General features: G+C 69.7%; 11 protein-coding genes and 3 pseudogenes. 12 read left to right on the top strand and 2 right to left on the bottom strand.

Translation table 11 applies throughout. From position 1 onward, the window contains the following. Window position 1 precedes the first annotated feature (1 nt). Window positions 2-589 carry a TetR/AcrR family transcriptional regulator gene (locus UA74_RS27325; RefSeq protein WP_075744300.1) on the bottom strand — a complete coding sequence of 196 codons (588 nt, stop codon included), beginning with the start codon at window positions 587-589 and terminating at the stop codon, window positions 2-4. 182 nt (window positions 590-771) lie between these two features. After that, window positions 772-2,085 (bottom strand): nuclear transport factor 2 family protein, encoded by a 1,314-nt coding sequence (locus UA74_RS33155; RefSeq protein WP_232237502.1) that lies wholly within the window; start codon window positions 2,083-2,085, stop codon window positions 772-774. Between the two features lie 1,152 nt (window positions 2,086-3,237). Here UA74_RS33155 and UA74_RS27310 point away from each other — a divergent pair. The 12 genes and pseudogenes from UA74_RS27310 to UA74_RS27255 form a co-directional block, all read left to right on the top strand. Then, a complete protein-coding gene (locus UA74_RS27310) occupies window positions 3,238-4,491 on the top strand; it encodes an ROK family transcriptional regulator (RefSeq protein WP_075742767.1) in 1,254 nt (417 codons plus the stop codon). Window positions 4,492-4,619: 128 nt separating this feature from the next. After that, window positions 4,620-6,107, top strand: a complete 1,488-nt coding sequence (locus tag UA74_RS27305) for a sugar ABC transporter ATP-binding protein (RefSeq protein WP_075744298.1) — start codon at window positions 4,620-4,622, stop codon at window positions 6,105-6,107. Window positions 6,108-6,232: 125 nt separating this feature from the next. Further along, window positions 6,233-7,183 carry an ABC transporter permease gene (locus UA74_RS27300; RefSeq protein ID WP_083683696.1) on the top strand — a complete coding sequence of 317 codons (951 nt, stop codon included), beginning with the start codon at window positions 6,233-6,235 and terminating at the stop codon, window positions 7,181-7,183. Window positions 7,184-7,308: 125 nt separating this feature from the next. Next, entirely contained in the window at window positions 7,309-8,376 is a 1,068-nt protein-coding gene (locus UA74_RS27295; protein WP_075742765.1) for a substrate-binding domain-containing protein, read from the top strand. An 89-nt stretch (window positions 8,377-8,465) separates the two neighbouring features. Next, entirely contained in the window at window positions 8,466-9,674 is a 1,209-nt protein-coding gene (locus tag UA74_RS27290) for a Gfo/Idh/MocA family protein (RefSeq protein WP_075742764.1), read from the top strand. Next, entirely contained in the window at window positions 9,671-10,861 is a 1,191-nt protein-coding gene (xylA, locus tag UA74_RS27285; protein WP_075742763.1) for a xylose isomerase, read from the top strand. The genes UA74_RS27290 and xylA overlap by 4 nt, the downstream gene beginning before the upstream one ends. 216 nt (window positions 10,862-11,077) lie before the next feature. Continuing rightward, on the top strand, window positions 11,078-16,102 hold the full coding sequence (locus tag UA74_RS27280; protein WP_232237500.1) for a ThuA domain-containing protein: 5,025 nt from the start codon (window positions 11,078-11,080) through the stop codon (window positions 16,100-16,102). Window positions 16,103-16,266: 164 nt separating this feature from the next. Further along, window positions 16,267-17,514 carry an inositol-3-phosphate synthase gene (locus tag UA74_RS27275; RefSeq protein ID WP_404799955.1) on the top strand — a complete coding sequence of 416 codons (1,248 nt, stop codon included), beginning with the start codon at window positions 16,267-16,269 and terminating at the stop codon, window positions 17,512-17,514. After that, entirely contained in the window at window positions 17,511-18,383 is an 873-nt protein-coding gene (locus UA74_RS27270) for an SCO3242 family prenyltransferase (protein ID WP_075742762.1), read from the top strand. The genes UA74_RS27275 and UA74_RS27270 overlap by 4 nt, the downstream gene beginning before the upstream one ends. A 196-nt stretch (window positions 18,384-18,579) precedes the next feature. Next, window positions 18,580-19,359 (top strand): annotated as a pseudogene (locus UA74_RS27265) (sugar phosphate isomerase/epimerase family protein); the annotation flags it as partial. 299 nt (window positions 19,360-19,658) lie between these two features. Next, window positions 19,659-20,342, top strand: a pseudogene (locus tag UA74_RS27260) (EboA domain-containing protein); the annotation flags it as partial. Then, window positions 20,342-21,208: pseudogene (locus UA74_RS27255) on the top strand (TatD family hydrolase); the annotation flags it as partial. The pseudogenes UA74_RS27260 and UA74_RS27255, both read left to right, overlap by 1 nt. Window positions 21,209-21,237 lie beyond the last annotated feature (29 nt).

Below are 21,237 nucleotides of genomic sequence, written 5' to 3'. Positions count from 1 at the left end.
CTCAGGGCGCGATGAGCCGGCCTGCGAGGTCGCCGATCTGGCGACGGATACGAGTACCGGTCCACCCTTTCGAGCTGACCAGGTGGTCGAGGACGTCGATCCGCGTGTAGGAGAGCAGCGCGAAGGCGATCCAGTCCGCCTGGTCGGCGCCGACGATGTCCACGAGCAGCTCGGTGAACAGGGCATGCGCGATGCGATAGTTCGGGGTGTCGAAGCACCCGCTGCCTGCGGAACCCGGCTCGAGGTGTTCCATCGCGAGGGTGATCTGCCGGTTGTTCAGCTTGAACTCGACGAGGGCGTCCAAGACCGCGATGATCCGCTCCGGTGCAGGCGTGCCAGGACCCAGCGGCGGAGGGCCCTCCTGGATGGCCGAGGTCAACGCAGCGATGCGAGCCTCGAAGACCGCGGTCAGCAACCCGCCCCGGTCGCCGAAGCGACGGAACAACGTGCCCTTTCCCACGCCCGCCTCGGCCGCGATGTCGTTCATCGTGATCGACAGGGGATCGGCGGAGGTCTCCAGGAGCGTGGCCGCGGCGTCGAGGATCGCCTGCCGGTTGCGCGCCGCATCCGCTCGTTCCCTGCCGGCCACGGCCACTCCTCACGTCTTAGAGCCTGTCCTCGGTCCCCGCTTTCGTGTTGTGCGGGGGCAGGCGTGGCGATCTGCGGCGTTGTCTCTCGGTCACCATAGCTCCGCAAAGGCTCCCTTCTCCGCCTGGCAGCTCAGCCACGCCGACCCCCGCTCACGACTCCAGCGGGATCGAAGACAGGCTCTTACAGCCGGAATTCGGCGGCGGCGAACTCGCGGAAGGAGCGAGGTGCCGTGCCGGTCACCCGCAACACGGTATCCGTTGTGCGGTCCTCGATCCCGCCTGCGATCGCGACGTCGAGCTGCGCCAGGAACGTGGCGATCATCGGGTTCACCCCGACCGCCTCGAAGCGGACTCGCAGCTTGTCCGCATCATCGGTCACGTGAGTGATCGGCAGGCCGCTGACCTCGGTCAGGATGGCGGCGACGTCGTCATAGCTCAGCGCCGCAGGCCCGGTCAGGATCAGATCCGTGTTCAGCGGGGTCGGCGACAGCAGCGCCTCGACGCCGACGCGGGCGATGTCGTCGGCGTCGATGAAGCCGACCCGCCCGTTCCCGGCCGCCGTGGTGATGACGGAGTCCGCGCGAATGCTCTGGGCGTGCACGTGGTCACCGAGGACGTTCTGCATGAACCAGCTCGGGCGGAGGACCGCCCATTCGTCGAAGATCTCCGCGACGGCCTCGTGCACGATGCCAGGGCCGGGGCCCCCGGCGGCCACGACGGAGGTGCTGAGCAGGACGACCCGGCGGACGCCCGCGTCACGCGCGAGTTTCAGGAAGGGCAGCATCACTGCCTGCGGGTCGCCGTCGTCGCCGGGTGCCACGAGATACATCCGGTCGACGCCGACGAGCGCGTCGGGGTGAGTGCTCGCGTCGTGCCAGTCGAACCGGGTGCCGACCGTCCCGGCCGGTCCGATTCCGGCGCGGTTGGCCGAGATCACCTCGAGCCCGCGCGCCGCCAGCCTGGCTGCCACCCGGCTCCCGGTGGTGCCGCTCGCGCCGGTGACGAGAACACGCCCGGACAGTTGGTCAGCTCGCATCGCCTCGGTCCTGCCGCCCTCCTGGCCTGCCGGGTGCTGGTCCGCCGCGTCGTGGTCTACGACGTCCTGGTCTGGAGCGTCGAGGGGATTCCAATAGTCGCGGTAGCGCGCGATCAACCCGTCCCGCACGGTCAGCACGACCACGTAGGACATCTGGTAGGGCTCCCCGGTGCCTGCGACCGTGCCGGTCGCGGTCATCTCGATGATCGCGACGTCGGGGTTCAGGGTCTGGTGCGTCTCCAGGCTGCTCAACCCGTCGACATGGGTGCGCGACATGACGCCCGTGAGGTACTCGCCGAGCGCCTGCCTGCCTTCGACGCTGCGCGGCTGTCCTGGGCGGGCGAAGGGGAACTCGAAGACGACGTCCTCGGTGCACAGATCCAGCCAGGCCTGGACCTCGCCGGTCTGGAGCGAGGTCAGCGCCTGTCTGAAGACGTCGAGAGCGGAAGGAGTGGTCATGAATCCTCCTGATTGCCTCAATAGGACCGCTGGTCCGCTTAGACGATACGGACCAATGGTCCGGTTGGCAATCCGGATGGCCGGTGATTCGGGCCGAAGCGATCCGGCCCGGGCCGCGAGGCCGGCGTGATCGGCCATCGGCGGAGGGGGGCTGAGTGGCAGGTCACGCAGCGGAGACCGGGGCGGGCGCCGCGAGGAGGTGGCGGGGTGAGCCGCGCGTTGAAGGGTGCGTGCCGGGCGGGTGCGAGCGCCATGTGCTCCTGATCGCAACGCTCGTCGGTGCCATGCAGTCCCTTGTGTCGTCGTCACTCTGCGCTCAGCCCGGCAGGCGGACCGCGCCCGGCCCTTCCGCACTAGGTCCTCGCCATCGGCGCGACCCGACGCCTTCCGATGCCCTGGCTGCGTTCTGCCCGGATGCGCCGTCCTCGCGATCTCGAGTCGGCGCAACGGCAACCGCAGTGGACGAACGTGCACGTCATCTGGGAGCGCTCCCAGTCCTGCTACGCCAGCTGGGCCTGCGGCCCGTTTCTCCGGGGCGGAAGATCACCACGCTGAGCGCCTCTCCTTGCACGCTCCTCACCGGATTCGCGGACTCTCGTGTGCTCGTTCCAAGTCGATTCGCCCAGTTCCAAGCCTGGTGAGGCCGATCCGGTCCACCGCAGGGCGCCCGGCTCCCGCGACTCTGACTCGTCGCCGATCGTGCGGATGTCGCGCGCACTCCGCCCTCGCCGCCCTGCCTGCCGCGGGCGGTGGCGCGCGGATCTTCCGTCGTCGTGCCGCTCGGCGTCGAATGCGTCGAATCTCGTCGAACGGCGTCGAACGCGACGTCGGCCCGAGTCGTTTCCGTGTCCCCGCTTCGTGCGCCGCGACCGTGCCCCCGCAGCGCCCCTCGCGGGCCCGAAGCGAGGGGCGGCGCCAACTGATCGACTCGGCCCGAACCGGTCACTCGTCGTGGTGGCAACCGCTTTCGGCTCACGGATCGTCGACGAACTTAAGGTCTCAACTGAGCATACTTTCGTTGGGATAGTTCACAAGTGTGCCCGGATGTGTTGCTCTGATCGAGTGGCTCGGATGGAAGTTCCTGGTACTTCACCTTGACGAGTGAGCTGGGCCACCTTAGTTTGATGAACCACCCAACGAAGCGAGGTTCTGGTGCGAGGCAAGCAGGATCGCCCGGTCGATCAGGCCGGGCTGCGCAAGGCGAACCTTGCGCTGATCCTCGATCTGCTTCGTGGCCACGGTCAGCAGTCGCGCGCACAGCTCGCGGGACTCAGCGGCCTGAGCAAGGCGACGGTGTCGAATCTCGTCGCGGAACTCGAGGTGCGGGACCTCGTCCGCCCCGCCGGGATCGTCGCGGGCCGCCAGGGCAGGCCGGGGATGCTCGTCGAGGTGCAGCCCAAGACGGTGTCGGGGATCGGGCTCGAGGTGAACGTCGACTACCTCGCCGCCACCGCGATCGACCTGACCGGCGAGGCCATCTTCGAATGTCGAGTCCCCGGCGACGTGATCGCACTCGGACCGGAACGGCTGCTCGACCAGCTCGCCGAGCTGGCGAGGAAGGTGCTGGCCGCCGTCGACGCCGAGGGCGCGTGGACCGCCGGGATCACGGTGGCCGTGCCCGGCCTGATCGACCCTGCGACCGGAGTCGTCCAGCTCGCCCCGAATCTGCGCTGGCGCAAGGTGCCGATGGCCGACGGCCTCGCAGGCCGGATCGGCTACTCGCTGGCCCGGATCACCGTGGACAACGACGCGAACCTCTCGGCGCTGGCGGAGCAGACCTCGGGCAACGTGGTCGGCGTCAAGGACCTCCTCTACCTCACCGGTGCCTCCGGCATCGGCGCCGGGATCATCGCCGACGGAATTCCGCTGCGCGGCGCGTTCGGCTCGGCGGGCGAGGTCGGACACATGGCGATGGACCCGATGGGTCCCTACTGCTCATGCGGCTCGCGTGGCTGCTGGGAGACGCAGGTGGGGCTGATCGCCCTGCTCCGAGCCGTCTCGACCCATGAGGACCCGGTGCGCGATCCCGCGCTGGACCTCGAACAACGACTGACGATCATCCGAGCGCGTGCCGAGCGCGGCGACCGCCGCACTCTGGACGCCTTGCAGCAGATCGGCTCGGCACTGGGCATCGGCATCTCGATCCTGGTCAACGTGCTGAACCCGGCGGTGGTGGTGCTGGGCGGTTACTTCGCGACACTCCAGGAATGGCTGGTCGAGCCCGCTCGGCGCGAGGTCGCCGCCAGGGTGCTCGGCCCGGATGCCGCAGGCGCTCGGCTGGTCCCGTCCGGCCTCGCCTTCAACGCGGCCAGTCGCGGCGGCGCCTACGCGGCGATGCAGCGAGTGCTCGACGACCCCACCTTGGCCCCGGTTCAGGCAGCGGAAGCGACGGAGGCTCCGGCATGACAGACAAGGACTCCACGACGGAGTCGACCCCGACGGGGCCGGACTCCTCGGGGCCCGACGCCTCGGGCCCGGACTCCTTAGGCCAGGACTCCCCAGACAGGGACTCCACGGCCGAGGTGCTGCTGGAGATGTCCGGCATCGTCAAGATCTTCCCCGGCGTGCGGGCGTTGGACGGTGTGAACCTGGGTGTCCGGGCTGGTGAGGTGCACTGCCTGCTCGGCCAGAACGGCGCCGGGAAGTCCACCCTGATCAAGACCCTGGCCGGGGCCCACCAGCCCGACGAGGGCGAGATCCGCTGGCGCGGCGAGGTCGCCAAGCTCAGCTCCCCGGTGGCCGCCCTGCGCCTCGGCGTGGCGACCATGTACCAGGAGTTGGACCTGGTCCCCGGCCTGTCGGTGGCGGAGAACATCTTCCTCGGCCACGAACTCGCCTCGGCGGGCTTCACCCGGAGACGGGCGGCGAACAAGGCCGCCGCCGAGCTGATGCGCAGGCTCGGCCACCCGGAGATCCGGCCCGGCCGCGAGGTCGGCGGGCTCTCGGCGGCAGGCCAGCAGCTCGTCTCGATGGCCAGGGCGCTCGCCCACAACGCCCGACTGATCGTGATGGACGAGCCGACCGCCGCGCTGGCCGCCGACGAGGTGGACAACCTGTTCCGCATCGTTGAGGAGCTGACCGCAGACGGGGTCGCCGTCGTCTACATCTCCCACCGCATGGAGGAGATCCGTCGGATCGGCGATCGGGTCACCGTCCTCAAGGACGGCCGGACCGTCGCGCGGGACCTCGACGCACAGGGTACGTCCACCTCGGAGCTGGTCGCCCTGATGACCGGCAAGGAGTGGGACGCCGCCTTCCCAAGCCGCCCCGAACACGTCGCACCTGACGCCGCCGAGGTGCTGCGGGTGGAGAACCTGAGCCGCACTGGCGAATTCGAGCCCATCGACTTCACCGTCCGCGAAGGCGAGGTGCTCGGTCTGGCCGGGCTCGTCGGCGCGGGCCGCAGCGAGATCCTGGAGACCATCGCGGGCGCCAGGAAGCCGACCACCGGGCACGTCTCGGTGGACGGACGCAGGCTGCGGCCGGGCAGCGTGCCCTCGGCGGTGTCGGCAGGCGTCGGCCTCGCACCCGAGGAGCGCAAGAGTCAGGCTCTGCTGCTCGACATGTCGGTGGCACACAACGTGACGCTGGCCAGCCTCGGCCGGTACAGCAGGTTCGGCTTCTCGGAGCGGGCCAGGGAGCTGGCGGACTCGGAGGAGAAGCTGAAGGAACTGGATCTGCGGCCCGCCGACCCGCGTCGGATGATCCGCACCTTGTCCGGTGGCAACCAGCAGAAGGCCGTCGTCGCGCGGTGGCTGGTGCACGGCACGCGAGTGCTGCTGCTGGACGAGCCCACCCGGGGCGTCGACGTGGGAGCCCGTGCCGAGCTGTATCGGCTCATTCGTGAACTGGCCGCCAGCGGTGTCGCGGTGGTCCTGGTCTCCAGTGAGGTGCCGGAGGTTCTCGGGCTCGCCGATCGGGTGCTGGTGCTCCGCGAGGGGCATCTGGTGCGCGAGGCGGCAGCCGGAGAGCTGACCGAGGCCGACGTGCTGGACATGGTGATGGAAGGGAGTGCAGCGTGACCGACAAGCCTAATTCGGTCCTCGGCTCCGACGACAAGACTACGGACGACTCTACGAAGACCGGCTCGGGGCAGGCGCCTTCGCCCGAGTCGTCCGTACCGCAGCCCACCGCCCGTTTCGCCGCCATGGGCGGTGGGCTGCGACCAGACGTGCGCATCCTCGGGCTGCTCGGGGTGCTGCTCCTGCTGTGCGTGGTCGGCTACCTGACCTCCGACGGCCTCTTCCTCACCGAGGGCAACATCTCGACGGTGCTGCGGCTCTCCGCCGCCATCGGCGTGGTCAGCATCGGCATGACCTTCGTCATCGCCACCGGGGGCATCGACCTCTCGGTCGGCTCGATGGTGGCCTTGTCGAGCGTGTGGATGACGACCGTGGCCACGCAGTCCTTCGGCTTCGGGATGATGGTGGTCTGCGGTCTGGTCGTCGGACTCGCCGCCGGTCTCATCAACGGAATCCTGGTCTCCTACGGCAAGGTCGTGCCCTTCATCGCGACGCTGGCGATGATGGCCTCGGCGCGCGGACTCGCGGAGCGGATCAGCGGCAGGCAGACCCAGGTCGTCACCGAGCAGGACTTCCTGAGCTTCTTCCGGGGCGACTTCCTCGGCATCCCGGTGCTGATCTGGATCTTCGCCGTCGTCTTCGCGGTCGGCTGGGTACTGCTCAACCGCACCACCTTCGGCAGGCGGACCCTCGCCGTCGGCGGCAACCCCGAGGCCTCCCGGCTGGCGGGTATCAACGTGAAGCGGCACCTCGCGATGGTCTACGGACTCGCCGGGCTGTGCTGCGGCATCGCCGCGATCATGGTCGTGGCGCGGACCACCTCGGGGGCGGCGAGCAACGGACTGCTCTACGAACTCGACGCGATCGCCGCGGTGGTCATCGGCGGCACGCTGCTCAGCGGCGGCCGCGCCTCGATGTTCGGCACGCTGATCGGCGTCCTGATCTTCACGGTGCTCGGCAACATCTTCACGCTGAACAACCTGGAGACCGACATCCAGAACATCGCCAAGGGCGTGATCATCGTGATCGCGGTGCTGCTCCAGTACCGCACGCTGAACACCAACCGGACCACATAGCGGCGGGGGACGGCTACCCACGTCCGAACCCGCCGCGAGAACGGCGGTCAGCGCAGCACCGAGAACGCAAGGACCGTCAGCACTGCCTGCCACACAGTCCCGTCGACACGTTCAATGGAGAACACATGTCCGAGAACCCGCTGTTCGCTCGCCGTCGGTTCCTGTTGGGTGGCACTGCCATCGGCGCAGGAGTCCTGCTGAGCGCCTGTACGTCGAACGCCGCGCCGGCGAGCGACAGATCGCAGCCCGTCGCGCAGGGCGGCGGTGACAACGCCGAGCCGGGCGAGGAGGTCACGATCGGCTTCTCCGCACCGGCCGCCGACCACGGCTGGATGGCCGCGATGACGCGGAACGCCCAGGCCCAGGCCGAGATCTACTCCGACGTCGTGTTTAACGCCACCGAGGGCACCAACGACGTCAACCAGCAGATCGCCCAGGTCGAGACGCTGATCAACTCCGGTGTCGGCGTGCTGATCATCCTCCCGCACGACGGCGCCGCGCTGACCTCGGCGGGCCAGCAGGCGATGGACGCAGGCATCCCGGTCATCAACGTCGACCGGATCTTCGACAGCCCGCTGGCCTACCGGATGTGGATCGGCGGCGACAACTACCGGATGGGCGTCAACGCGGGCAACTACATCGGCGAGCGGCTGATCGCCGACGGTGTCGACGACCCGGTGATCGCCGAGGTCGCGGGCATCGACTCGCTGCCGCTGACCCAGGAGCGCAGCCAGGGCTTCGCCGACGCGTTGGAGCGGCACGGCTTCAGCGTCACCAACCGGGTCGCGGCCGAGTTCACCGTCGAGACCGGCGAGTCGGAGACGGCCAACCTGCTCCAGGCGGCGCCCCGGATCGACGCGCTGTGGAACCACGACGACGACCAGGGCATCGGCGTGCTCGCCGCGATCGACAGCGCGGGCCGCAACAACCCAGACGAGCTGTTCGTGGTCGGCGGTGCAGGCTCGATCAACATGATGAACTACATCGAGGACCCGGAGAGCGTGGTCGCCGCGACCGTCCTCTACAGCCCCTCGATGTGCTCCTCGGCGGTGTCGATGGCCCGGCTGCTCGGCCAGAGCAAGGGCATGGGCGATCTCGCGGAGCACGAGATTCCCGCCTCGCTGACCACCTACTCCGCCGTGGTCACAGCGGACAATGTGGCCGACTACCGCGACGTGGGCTTCGAGTCCTGATCAACCGTACGGCGAGGGCACCTAAGGTCGGGCCTGCCTGCCCGCCGTCCTCGCCGTGCCATTACGCATCGAGAAGGTGAGGAACGCGCATGGCAGGCAGCGACGGCATCGGCGTGGGAATGGTGGGCTACTCCTTCATGGGGGCGGTCCACTCCCAGGCCTGGCGGAGCGTGCACCGTTTCTTCGACGTCCCGCTCGCCCCGAGACTTGCGGTGCTCGGCGGCAGGGACGTGACCAAGACGCAGGCGGCGGCCACCCGGATGGGCTGGGAGTCCGTCGAGACCGACTGGCGGGCGCTGATCGCCCGCGACGACGTCGGGATCGTCGACATCTGCACTCCGGGTGACACCCACGCCGAGATCGCCATCGCGGCGCTCGCCGCGGGCAAACACGTCATCTGCGAGAAGCCGCTGGCCAACACGGTCGCCGAGGCCGACGAGATGGTGCGTGCGGCAGCCGAGGCCGCCACCAGGGGCGTGCGCTCCATGGTGGCGTTCAACTACCGCCGGGTGCCCGCGCTGGCGCTGGCCAGGAAGATGATCGCCGACGGGCGGCTGGGCACGATCCGGCACGTCCGCGCCGTATACCTCCAGGACTGGCTGTCGGACGAGAACGCCCCGCTGGCCTGGCGACTGCGCAAGGAGAAGGCGGGCTCCGGGGCGCTCGGCGACATCGGCGCCCACATCATCGACGCAACTCAGTTCATCACCGGACAGACGATCACCGGGGTCTCGGCGCTGACCGAGACCTTCGTGAAGCAGCGGCCGCTGCCCGTCGAGGCGGCGGGCGGCCTCACCGCGGGCGCCGTGGACTCGTCCAAGCCGGTGGAGTACGGCGAGGTCACCGTCGACGACGCCGCGCTGTTCCTCGCGCGGTTCTCCGGCGGGGCGATCGCCACCTTCGAGGCGACCCGCTTCGCCACCGGTCGCAAGAACGCGATGCGGGTGGAGATCAACGGCTCGGCGGGCAGCCTGTCCTTCGACTTCGAGTCGATGAACGAGTTGTGGTTCCACGACGAGACGGTGGACGCCGCCGAGGGCGGCTTCCGACGCATCGTGGTCACCGAGCCGACCCATCCCTACCTCGCGGCGTGGTGGCCGCCCGGTCACGGGCTCGGCTACGAGCACACCTTCACTCACGAGGTGGCCGACTTCCTGACCGACATCGGCAACGGGGTGGACCCGACGCCGAGTTTCGCCGACGGTGCTCAGGTACAGCGTGTCCTGCACGCTGTCGAGCGCAGTGCCGCCGAGTCCTCCTCCTGGACCACGATCGCCGACTCGAAGGGTGACGTATGACGACGTCAGCAGCAGTGACCGACGGGATCGATCCGTACCAGCCGCGTCCGGAGCACAAGTTCAGCTTCGGACTGTGGACCATCGGCTGGCAGGGCGTCGACCCGTTCGGCGTGGCAGTCCGTCCGCCGCTGGACCCGGTGCGCGCCGTCGAGAAGCTGGCCGAGCTGGGCGCATGGGGCATCACCTTCCACGACGACGACCTGATTCCCTTCGGGTCCAGCGAGAGCGAACGCGAGAAGATCATCGCCGCGTTCAAGGGCGCGCTGGCCTCGACGGGGCTGGTCGTCCCGATGGCGACGACGAACCTGTTCGGCCAGCCGGTGTTCAAGGACGGTGCGCTCACCGCCAACGACCGGGACATCCGTCGGTACGCACTGCGCAAGATGCTGCGCAACATCGACCTCGCCGCCGAACTGGGTGCGAGCACCTATGTCGTCTGGGGTGGCCGCGAGGGCGCCGAGTCGGCTGCCGCCAAGGACATCCGGGTGGCGCTCGACCGCTACAAGGAGTCCCTCGACCTGGTGTGTGCCTACATCAGGGAGCGCGGCTACTCGATGCGGCTGGCGCTGGAGCCCAAGCCGAACGAGCCGCGCGGCGACCTGCTGCTGCCCACCATCGGCCACGCCATCGCGTTCATCAGCACTCTCGAACACCCCGAGATGGTGGGGGTGAATCCCGAGGTCGGCCACGAGCAGATGGCGGGAATGTCGATGGTGCACGGCGTCGCCCAGGCGCTGTGGCAGGACAAGCTGTTCCACATCGACCTCAATGGACAGAACGGGCCGAGGTACGACCAGGACCTGCGCTTCGGCAACGGCGACGTGAAAAGCGCGTTCTTCCTGGTGGACCTGCTGGAACACGGCGGTTACGAGGGCCCGAGGCATTTCGACTTCAAGCCGCCGCGCACCGAGGACGACGAGGGCGTCTGGGTCTCGGCGGCGGGTTGTATGCGCAATTACCTGATCCTCGCCGAGCGGGCCAGGGCGTTTCGCGCGGACCCCGAGGTGGCCGAGGCGATGAGCGCCTCGCGACTCGGTTCGCTCGCCGTCCCGACTCTCGCTCCTGGTGAGACCCTGTCCGACCTTCGTGATGAGGAGTTCGACCCGGTCGAGGCCGGTCAGCGCGGACTCCATTACGAGCGACTCGACCAATTGGCCTTGGAACACCTGTTCGGCGCCCGAGGATAAGGCGCACGGGGGGGTTCTGCGAAGAAGGGAAAAGCCTGCCTCGGTGGCGGCCGAGGCAGGCTGTTTCACCGGTCTGATTCGAAGGAGGCACCAGCCGCTAGCGACAGCCCCAACTCGCCGACCACGACCTCGGTCGCAGATCGGCGAGATCCGGTGACAACAAGGAGAAAAATACCAGTGCAACGGAGCAGACTGGAAAGCAACTCCGATAAGTATGTGTTAAGCCAGAGACCGCGCGCGCACACCGGGCGACGCGGCAGGCTGGCGCGGCGGGCAGGAATCGTGACGCTCTCCCTGCTGACCGCACTGGGAGTGAGCGGCACGGCGTCCGCCCTCCCGACCGCAGGACTGGGCGCACGGCCGGACGTCTCCGACCGACAGAACCGGCTCGACCCGATCTCGCAGGCACCGGAGGCCGCCCACGAGGGACACGATCCAGGCGACGATCACGATCACCCGCCGGACCACGGCGGTGACCAGGAGTTCGACGCGCTCGTCTTCTCCAAGACCGCCGGGTTCCGGCACGACTCGATCCCGGCGGGCATCGCGGCGATCGAGGAGCTCGGCGAGGAGCACGGCTTCACCGTCACCGCGACGGAGGACGCCGAGGACTTCACCGACGACAACCTCGCCCAGTACGAGGTCGTCGTCTGGCTGTCGACCACCGGGGACGTGCTTAACGACGAGCAGCAGGGCGCCTTCGAGCGCTACATCCAGGGCGGCGGCGGTTACGCGGGCGTCCACGCGGCCTCGGACACCGAGTACGACTGGCCCTGGTACGGCGACCTGGTGGGTGCCTACTTCGACTCTCACCCGCACATCCAAGAGGCCACGGTTCACGTCGAGGACCACGACCACCCGTCCAGCGCACATCTGCCGGAGGAGTGGGTGCGCACCGACGAGTGGTACAACTACCAGGAGAATCCTCGGGAGGACGTCCACGTCCTCGCCGCGCTGGACGAGTCCTCGTACGACGCAGGCTCGGGCGCGATGGGCGATCACCCGATCGCCTGGTGCCACGAGATCGACGGCGGCCGGTCCTGGTACACCGGCGGCGGCCACACCATCGAGTCCTTCTCGGAGCCGGAGTTCCGCCAGCACCTCGCGGGCGGCATCCAGAGCGCGGCAGGCGCGGTGGACGCGAACTGCGGCGGTGACCACGGCGGCCACGACCCCGACCCCGAGGCCCCGGCCGACGAGGACTTCGACCAGATCACCCTGGCCCAGGGCGACGGCGTCACCGGTGAGCCCATCGGACTCGCGGTGCTCCCCGACCGGCGCGTGCTGCACACCTCGCGGTACGGCGAGATCTTCCTGACGACGCCGGAGGCCACCACCACGCTGGCAGGCCAGATCCCCGTCTACAACAACGACGAGGACGGCCTCCAAGGCGTCGCGATCGACCCGAACTTCGAAGAGAACCAGTGGGTGTACCTGTACTACGCACCGGTTCTGGACACCCCGACCGGCGATGCGCCTCTGACGGGCACGGCCGAGGACTTCGTACCGTTCGAGGGTCACAACCAACTCTCCCGGTTCAAGCTCCTCGACGACGGCACGCTGGACATCGACAGTGAGCAGGAGATCCTCCAGGTCCCCGCGGACCGGGGCATCTGCTGCCACGCGGGCGGTGAGATCGACTTTGACAGCCAGGGCAACCTGCTGCTGTCCACCGGCGACGACACCAACCCGTTCGAGTCCTCCGGCTACACGCCCATCGACGAGCGGGCCGACCGCAACCCGGCCTTCGACGCGCAGCGCAGCTCCGCCAACACCAACGACCTGCGGGGCAAGGTCCTGCGGATCACGGTGGAGGAGGACGGCTCTTACACCATCCCGGAGGGCAACCTCTTCCCGGAAGGCACCGAGCTGACCCGGCCCGAGGTCTATGCGATGGGCCTGCGCAACCCGTTCCGATTCGCGGTCGACCCGGTCACCGACTGGATCTACCTCGGCGAGTACGGCCCGGATGCCGGTTCTGCCAACCCGGACCGAGGCCCGGGCGGCTTGGTCGAGTTCAACCTGATCACCGAGCCGAGCAACCTCGGCTGGCCTTACTGTGTCGGCGACAACGAGCCGTTCATCGACTACGACTTCGCCACCAGCACCTCCGGCGAGGCCTTCGACTGCGCGGCACCGCAGAACACCAGCCCGAACAACACCGGGCTGACCGAGCTGCCGCCCGCCGACCCCGCGTGGATTCCCTACGACGGCAACTCGGTTCCGGAGTTCGGCAACGGCGGCGAGTCCCCGATGGGCGGCCCGGTCTACCGGTTCGACCCTGAGCTGGCCGTCGACACGAAGTTCCCGGAGTACTACGACGGCAAGAACTTCGCCTACGAGTGGGACCGGGGCTGGATCAAGACCATCGACGTCGGCGAGAACGGCGAACCGGGCACGATCGCCCCGTTCTTCGACTCGATGGAACTGACCAGGCCGATGAACATCGAGTTCGGCCCGGACGGATCGCTGTACGTGCTGGACTACGGCAGCGGCTACTTCGGCGGGGCCCCGGACTCGGCGGTCTACCGGATCGACTACACCCAGGGCGGCCGGACGCCGAGCGTCGCGCTGTCGGCCGACGTCACCAACGGTCCGGCTCCGCTCACCGTGGAGTTCGACCCGACCGGCACCGTCGACCCGGACGACCAGGAGCTCACCTACGAGTGGGACTTCGACGGCGACGGAACGACTGACTCCACCGAGGCCGGCCCGGTCAGCCACACCTACACCGAGGCAGGCCAGTTCCAGGCTCGACTGGCGGTGACCGACACCGACGGCCTGACCGGCGCGGCGACGGTGACCATCACGGCAGGCAACACGGCACCGACCGTGGAGCTGGAGTTCCCCGTCGACGGCGGCGTCTTCGCCTTCGGCGACCAGGTTCCCTTCCAGGTGACGGTGACCGACCCCGAGGACGGCGAGATCGACTGCTCACGCGTCGTCGTCGAGTACATCCTCGGCCATGACAACCACGGCCACCCGCTCAGCCGGGAGACCGGTTGTGAGGGCACCATCACCACCGTCGCCGACGACGGACACGGTGCGGACGCCAACATCTTCGGCGTCATCGACGCCAGTTACACCGATGACGGCGCCGAGGGCGTGCCCGCCCTGGAGGGCTCCGACCAGAACATCCTGCACACGAAGTCGAAGGAGGCGGAGTTCTTCCACAACAGCGAGGGCGTCGACGTCATCGACTCCCACGCGGGCGCCTCGGGCGGCGGCCAGGTCGGCAACATCGAGAACGGTGACTGGATCTCCTTCGACCCGGTGAACCTGCACGGTGTCGACGGCATCGGTTACCGCGTCGCCTCCGGCGGTTCGGGCGGGTCCATCGAGGTCCGCTCCGGCGCACCGGACGGCGAGCTGCTCCAGACGGTCGAGGTCGCCAACACCGGCGACTGGAACACCCACGTCGACATCGACCCGACGCCGGTCACCGACCCTGGCGGCTCGCACGAGCTGTTCTTCGTGTTCGTCGGGGGCGAAGGCGCCCTGTTCGACCTGGACGTCATCCGCTTCGACGGTCCGGGTGTGACCGAGCCGGGCGGCAACGATCCCGGCGAGCCGGGCTGTGAGCCGGGCACCCCTGAGGAGGGCTACCGCAGTCTCTTCGACGGCACGCAGGCGTCGCTGGACGGCTGGAACCAGGCCGGACCGGGTGAGTTCGTCCTGCAGGACGACTGCACCATCCTCTCGACCGGCGGCATGGGCCTGCTCTGGCACGGCGAGGAGCTGGGCTCCTACAGTTTCAAGGCCGACTGGATGATGACGGGCGACGACAACTCGGGCGTCTTCGTCGGATTCCCGGACCCCGGTGACGACCCGTGGGTGGCCGTCGACGAGGGCTACGAGATTCAGATCGACGCGACGGACGCCGACGACCGCACGACCGGTGCGATCTACACGTTCCAGGGCGCCGACCTCGAGGCCCGCGACGCCGCGCTCAACCCGCCCGGCGAGTGGAACTCCTACGAGATCGTGGTCGAGGGCCAGACCATCAAGGTCTACCTCAACGACGTGCTGATCAACGACTTCGTCAGCACCGACGAGAACCGCGACCTCACCAACGGATACGTCGGCATCCAGAACCACGGCGACGGCGACGACGTCTACTTCCGCGACATCCAGGTCGCCGACATCGCGGACGAGGCCGCCCCCGTCACCACCCTGAGCACCGACCCGGCCGAGGCCGACGGTGCCGAGGGCTGGTTCACCTCCACGCCCCTGTCGGTGAGCCTGTCGGCCGCCGACGAGGGCAGCGGAGTGGCGAGCACCGAATACCGGATCGACGAGGGCGAGTGGACCGAGTACTCGGAGCCGTTCGCGGTTGCCGGGGACGGCATCCACACGGTGGAGTACCGCTCCACCGACGTCGCGGGCAACGTGGAGGAGACGCAGTCCACGGAGCTGCGGATCGACGCGACCGAGCCGCTGACCGAAGCGGTCCTGGCCGATGCGCCGAACGAGAACGGCTGGCACGACGGTGACGTCGCCGTCGAGCTGTCCGCGTCCGACGAGGCCTCCGGCGTCGCCCGGCTCGAATGGAGCCTGAACGACGGGGAGTGGACCGAGTACGAGTCCGCCGTGCAGATCAGCGGCGATGGTGAGCACACGCTGCTCTACCGCGCCGTCGACACGGCGGGCAACGTCGAGGCGGAGAAGGCGGCCACCGTGCTGCTGGACGCGACCGCTCCGACGCTGCTGCTGGCCGGGGTCGCCGAGGGCAGGGTCTACGGCGATGCCACGGACCTGTTCGTGTCCTGGGAGGTCGACGACTCGACCTCCGGAGTGGACTCGGTCATCGGCACCCTCAACGGTGAGGAGATCCGCTCCGGCAGGCTCGTCCCGCTCTACCAGCTTCCCTTCGGCACTCACGACATCTCGGTGAGCGCCGTCGACCGGGCGGGCAACACGGCCGAGCAGTCGGTCACCTTCGCCACCACCACCTCGCTGCGCGACATCGGTCAGCTCGTCGACCGGTTCCGCGCCACCAACAGGCTGTCCCTGTACGCGCATCGGGATCTGACCGAGCAGCTCGCCGCTGCCCGGTTGGCCGAGGCGACCGGGGACGACCTGGGGGCGATCGAGGGCCTGGCGTCCTTCGCCGCACTGGCCGGGGACACCACGCTGGTCACCGACGCCGACGTCCGCACGGTGCTGGTCCGCGACGCCGAGGCCGTGATCGCCTCGATCGAGGGCGTCGCGGTGCTGACGAAGTCGGTCAACGCCGAGTGAGGAACTGCCTGTTCACCGCGGGTCACGGCCTGCGGTGAGCAGGCGCACCGTTCGCTGTCGGGCGGGGCGCGTCCCGAGTTCTCCTCGGGGCGTGCTCCCGCCCGGCAGTCCGACGTGCGACCCGACGGCGGGGCACGTGAGGGGGAAGAAAGGTGGCACACGACATGAACAGTCCCCATGGTGTGGGGCCGACCGGTCTCTGGCTGATCGGAGCCCGAGGGTCGGTGGCCACCACCGTGATCAGCGGTCTGCTGGCCCTACGCGCAGGCCTGGTCGAGCCGATCGGGTGCGTCACCGAGCGCGCTCCCTTCGACGTCGCTCCGCTGCCTGCCTGGGATGAACTGGTGATCGGCGGCCACGACATCGTCGACACCGCCCTGGACAAGCGCGCCGAGCAGCTCAGCGCGGCAGGTCTCGTGCCTGCCTCGGTGCTGCGCGGCATCGCCGAGGGACTGCGGGTCGTCGACTCCGACATCCGCTGCGGCTATCACCCCACCCTGCACACGGGCTCGCAGGCCGAGGCGGCCGAGACGCTCATCGGCGACCTCGTCTCCTTCCGGGAACGGCACGGTCTACGCCGGGTGGTCGTCGTCAACCTCGCCTCCACCGAGCCGCCGGTTCCGCTGGTCGCGGAACACCAGGACCTCGCCGCGCTCGAACAGGCACTGGCCGACCCGACGCGGACGGTGCTGCCGCCCAGTTCGCTGGCCGCGTACGCGGCACTGCGCGCGGGCTGCCCCTATGTCGACTTCACCCCCTCCACGGGGATCACCCTGCCCGCGCTGCGTGAGCTGGCCGACCTCAAGGGCCTGCCCTACGCGGGACGCGACGGCAAGACCGGCGAGACGCTGCTGCGCACCGTCCTCGCCCCGATGTTCACCGCCAGGGCGCTGAAGGTCCGCTCCTGGGCGGGCACCAATCTGCTGGGCGGCGGCGACGGCGCGACCCTCGGCGATCCAGAGTTCGCCGCCAGCAAGCTCGAGTCCAAGGCACGCGGGCTCGCCGCACTCCTGGGCTCCGACGTCACGGCGCCGCTGCACATCGACAACGTCCCCGACATGGGCGACGTCAAGACGGCCTGGGATCACGTCTCCTTCGAGGGCTTCCTCGGCGCCAGGATGACCTTGCAGTTCACCTGGACCGGCTACGACTCCTCCCTGGCCGCACCGCTGGTCCTCGACCTGGCCCGCCTGACCTCGGCCGCCCATGCGGCGGGCCGGTCGGGGCCGCTGGGCGCGCTGGCCTTCTTCTTCAAGGACCCGCTGGGTAGCGACGAGCACCGGTTCGCCGAGCAGACCAGGGAACTGGCGCACTGGGTCGACGAGCTGCGGGTGAGCCTGACAGGCGACGCCGACGGCCTGCCCGGTTCCGCGACAGGCTCAGCGAATCCCGAGGCCGGGGCGCAGGCATGAGCGTCGCCGACCGGACCAAGACGCTCGTCGAACTGGTGCGGGCGCCCGCCGGGCTGTCCGTGCTCGGCGACACCATCGCGGGCGCGGCGGCCTCCGGGACGCCGCTGCGCGGTCGTCGGCTGCTGCTGCCGCTGGCGTCGGTCGCCCTGTACTGGTCGGGGATGGCCCTCAACGACTGGGCGGATCGCGAACTGGACGCCGTGGAGCGACCGGAGCGGCCCATCCCCTCCGGACGGATCTCCCCGTCGGGCGCCCTGGCCGTCGCCGCGGGCCTGGCCGGTACCGGAATCGGTCTGTCGGCACTGGCGGGCGGGCGGGACAGCGCGCGGGTGGCGGTCGCGCTCTCCTCGGCGATCTGGGCGTACGACACCGTGCTGAAGCCGACCTCGGCGGCGCCGCTGGGCATGGCGTTGTGTCGAGGACTCGACGTCCTGTTGGGCGCGGCCCCCGGCAACCTGCGAGGCGCGCTCCCGGCGGCGGGGGCGATGGCCTGTCACGCTGCGGGGATCACCGCGTTGTCGGCGGGTGAGGTGCACGGCGGTTCGACAAGCACCGCCAGGGCCGCACTGGCCGCGACCGGCGTCGCCGCCTCGGCCACGGTGCTGGGCCCGGCGAAGTCTCCGCTGCATCGAGTGCTCGGCGCTGCCGCAGGCGTCGGCTATGGACGCCTCGTCGGCCGGGCACAGCTCGCCGCCGCGCGGACTCCCTCCGCCGAACGGGTCCGGGCCGCCACCGTCGCGGGCATCCACGGGATGGTGCCGTTGCAGGCGGGCATCGCGGCGCGGCGCGGTGCGGCGAAGGCCGCCGCGTTGATCGTCGGCGTGCTCCCCGCCGCGCGGGCGCTGGCCCGCAAGGTGAGCCCCACGTGACGGCGGCCGTGCGGAACGGGCGACGGCGGACGGGGACCGTCGCCGCCGTACCGACCGGTTGGCACGGAATTCGGGGAGGGACGCGGGGATGACCGATGTGACGACCCACGCCGCCGCGACGTCCCGGCCCGACTCGGGACCGACCGGGCCGGGCTTCGACCTCGGCTACGGCACCAACGGCTTCGCCAACCATCGGCTGCTCGACGCACTGGCCGTGATCGCCGACCTCGGTTACACCGGAGTCGCCCTCACCCTCGACCACGCCCATCTCGACCCCTTCGCCGCCGATCTGCGGGACGAGACCGACCGGGTGGCGACTCGGCTGGCCGAGCTCGGACTGCGCGTCGTGGTGGAGACCGGCGCCCGATATCTGCTGGATCCGACACGCAAGCACCATCCGACGCTCGTCTGCGACGACCAGGCCCCCCGGATCGACTTCCTCACCAGGGCACTGCGGGTGGCCGCCGACCTCGGCGCGGACTGCGTCTCCTGCTGGTCGGGCGTCGACGAGGACGGCAGCGGTGCCGAGCTGACCTGGCGACGTCTGAGGCAGGGACTCGAACCGGTGCTGGCGGAGGCCGACCGTGTCGGAGTGCCGCTGGGCCTGGAGCCGGAGCCCGGTCATGTCATCGAGCGCCTCGATCAGGCGTTGACGCTGCGCGCCGACCTCGGCGAGCCGGACTCGCTGCGGCTGACGCTCGACGTCGGGCACTGTGTCGCCGTGGAACCGGTCGATGCCGCCGAGTGCATCCGGCTGGCGGGCGGGCTGCTGGTGAACGTTCAGCTCGACGACATGATGCCGGGCGTCCACGAGCACCTGGAGTTCGGCACGGGCGAACTCGACCTGGCCGCGACGCTGGCCGCCCTGCACGAGATCGACTATCGAGGCCTGGCCGCCGTCGAGCTGCCCAGGCACAGTCATGCCGCGCCCACCGTCGCCCGGCGTTCGCTGGCCGCGCTGCGGGCCGCGCTGCCCGCCGGTCGGCGGGGCCAGGCGACGGCCGAGACGGGCGCGCAGGCCGCATCGGCCGCGCACGACGTCCCCGCCGCGCGGTCCGGGACCATGACACAGGCTCGCGCTGCCGGGACCACGGCCCGGACTTCCGCTGTCGTGACGGCCCCGGCGGCTCCCCTGTCCTCGACCGGGCCGAGCGCCATCGCCTCGGCCCGGTCGAGCATCACCGCATCGGCGGACTCGACGCCCCAACAGACGGCGCACCCTCGGAGTTCGGGAGGCAGCAGGTGAGCGAGCATCAGACCCACTCGTTGACACCGTGGGAGGCCGAGGCCGCCCAGCGGATCACCACCGATCCCGCCGCCATCCGCACCTTGTTCCCCGCGGTGGGGCGCAAGGTCGGCCGGGCGGTGCTGCGGCCGGACTCCGACCCGCAGGGTCTCGTGCACGGGACCGAGGACGATCTGACCCGCATCGGCCTGCTCGGCGTCCTCGCCTCGGTCTGCTCGCCGACGCGGCTGGCCACCGAGATCGCGGACCTCTACCGCTACGGCGACGACGCCGAACGCCGAGGCGTCCTGCGCGGCCTGGACGTCCTCACCTCCGTCCAGGAGCCCGGCGAGGAGCGGGACCGGCTCGTCGACGCTGCGCTGATCCTGGTCCGCGATGCACTCCGGGCCAACGACGTCCGGCTGGTCGCCGCCGCGATGGGCCCGTTCGCAGGCCGACATCTCGATGCGCACACCTGGCGGCACGGCGTGCTGAAGTGCCTGTTCACCGGGGTTCCTCTGGCGGCGGTCGCCGCGCTGGCCGAGCGAACCGACGCCGAACTGCTGCGCATGATCGAGGACTACGCGGCCGAGCGTCGCGCGGCGGGCCGCGAGGTGCCCGCCGACGCACTGGACCTGATCGGCGGACCCGGACCCGAGCCCGCCGACCGGCCGAGCGGTCCCCACACCGACCAGCCGAGCGAGCCGACGCAGGACCAGGGGAGGCAGCACTGATGCGCATCTTCGACCCGCACATCCACATGACCTCGCGCACCACCGACGACTACGAGGCGATGTACGCCGCAGGCGTCCGTGCCCTGGTGGAACCGGCGTTCTGGCTCGGCCAGCCCAGGACCAGCGTCGCCTCCTTCACCGACTACTTCGACGCGCTGATCGGCTGGGAGCGATTCCGCGCCGCGCAGTTCGGCATCCGCCATCACTGCACGATCGCGCTCAATCCGAAGGAGGCCAACGATCCGCGCTGCGTCGACGTGCTCGACGTCCTGCCTCGGTATCTGGCCAAGGACGGCGTGGTCGCGGTCGGCGAGGTCGGCTACGACTCGATGACTCCCGAGGAGGACCGGGTCTTCGCCCGGCAGCTCGAACTCGCCGGCGAACACGAGCTGCCCGTGATGGTGCACACCCCGCACCGGGACAAGCTCAAGGGGACCCGGCGGACGCTGGACGTGGTGGCCGAGTCCGGGCTGCCCGCGGAGCACGTCCTGGTCGATCACCTCAACGAGGTCACCATCGAAGCCGTCCTCGACGCGGGCTGCTGGATGGGCTTCTCGATCTATCCGGACACCAAGATGGACGAGCACCGGATGGTCGCGCTGCTCAAGGAGTACGGCACCGAGCGAGTCCTGGTGAACTCGGCCGCCGACTGGGGCCGATCCGATCCGCTGAAGACGTACAAGACCGGCCAGGCGATGCTCGCCGCAGGCTTCTCCGAAGACCAGGTGGACACCGTCCTGTGGCACAACCCGGTGCAGTTCTACGGGCAGAGCGGCAGGTTAGAGCTGTCCGAACTGCCCGGCTTCGGTGCGTCGGCGGACACGGCGTCGGGGACCTTCGAGGGCAACTCCGTGCTGCGCGGCGCCTGTCCTGACCCGGCCACGTTCGGCGGGAC

Origin of the sequence: Actinoalloteichus fjordicus (assembly GCF_001941625.1) — a bacterium.
GTDB classification, from domain to species: Bacteria; Actinomycetota; Actinomycetes; order Mycobacteriales; family Pseudonocardiaceae; genus Actinoalloteichus_A; species Actinoalloteichus_A fjordicus.
The sequence above is the reverse complement of the archived record's forward strand: the minus strand, read 5'-3'. Positions and strand labels throughout refer to the sequence as shown.

What these genes read in the sequence shown, in the direction of transcription:
- UA74_RS33155 (WP_232237502.1), bottom strand. Translation starts at nt 2,085, where the DNA reads ATGACCACTCCTTCCGCTCTCGACGTCTTCAGACAGGCGCTGACCTCG.
- UA74_RS27305 (WP_075744298.1), top strand. Translation starts at nt 4,620, where the DNA reads ATGTCCGGCATCGTCAAGATCTTCCCCGGCGTGCGGGCGTTGGACGGT.
- UA74_RS27300 (WP_083683696.1), top strand. Translation starts at nt 6,233, where the DNA reads ATGGGCGGTGGGCTGCGACCAGACGTGCGCATCCTCGGGCTGCTCGGG.
- UA74_RS27295 (WP_075742765.1), top strand. Translation starts at nt 7,309, where the DNA reads ATGTCCGAGAACCCGCTGTTCGCTCGCCGTCGGTTCCTGTTGGGTGGC.
- UA74_RS27290 (WP_075742764.1), top strand. Translation starts at nt 8,466, where the DNA reads ATGGCAGGCAGCGACGGCATCGGCGTGGGAATGGTGGGCTACTCCTTC.
- xylA (WP_075742763.1), top strand. Translation starts at nt 9,671, where the DNA reads ATGACGACGTCAGCAGCAGTGACCGACGGGATCGATCCGTACCAGCCG.
- UA74_RS27275 (WP_404799955.1), top strand. Translation starts at nt 16,267, where the DNA reads ATGAACAGTCCCCATGGTGTGGGGCCGACCGGTCTCTGGCTGATCGGA.
- UA74_RS27270 (WP_075742762.1), top strand. Translation starts at nt 17,511, where the DNA reads ATGAGCGTCGCCGACCGGACCAAGACGCTCGTCGAACTGGTGCGGGCG.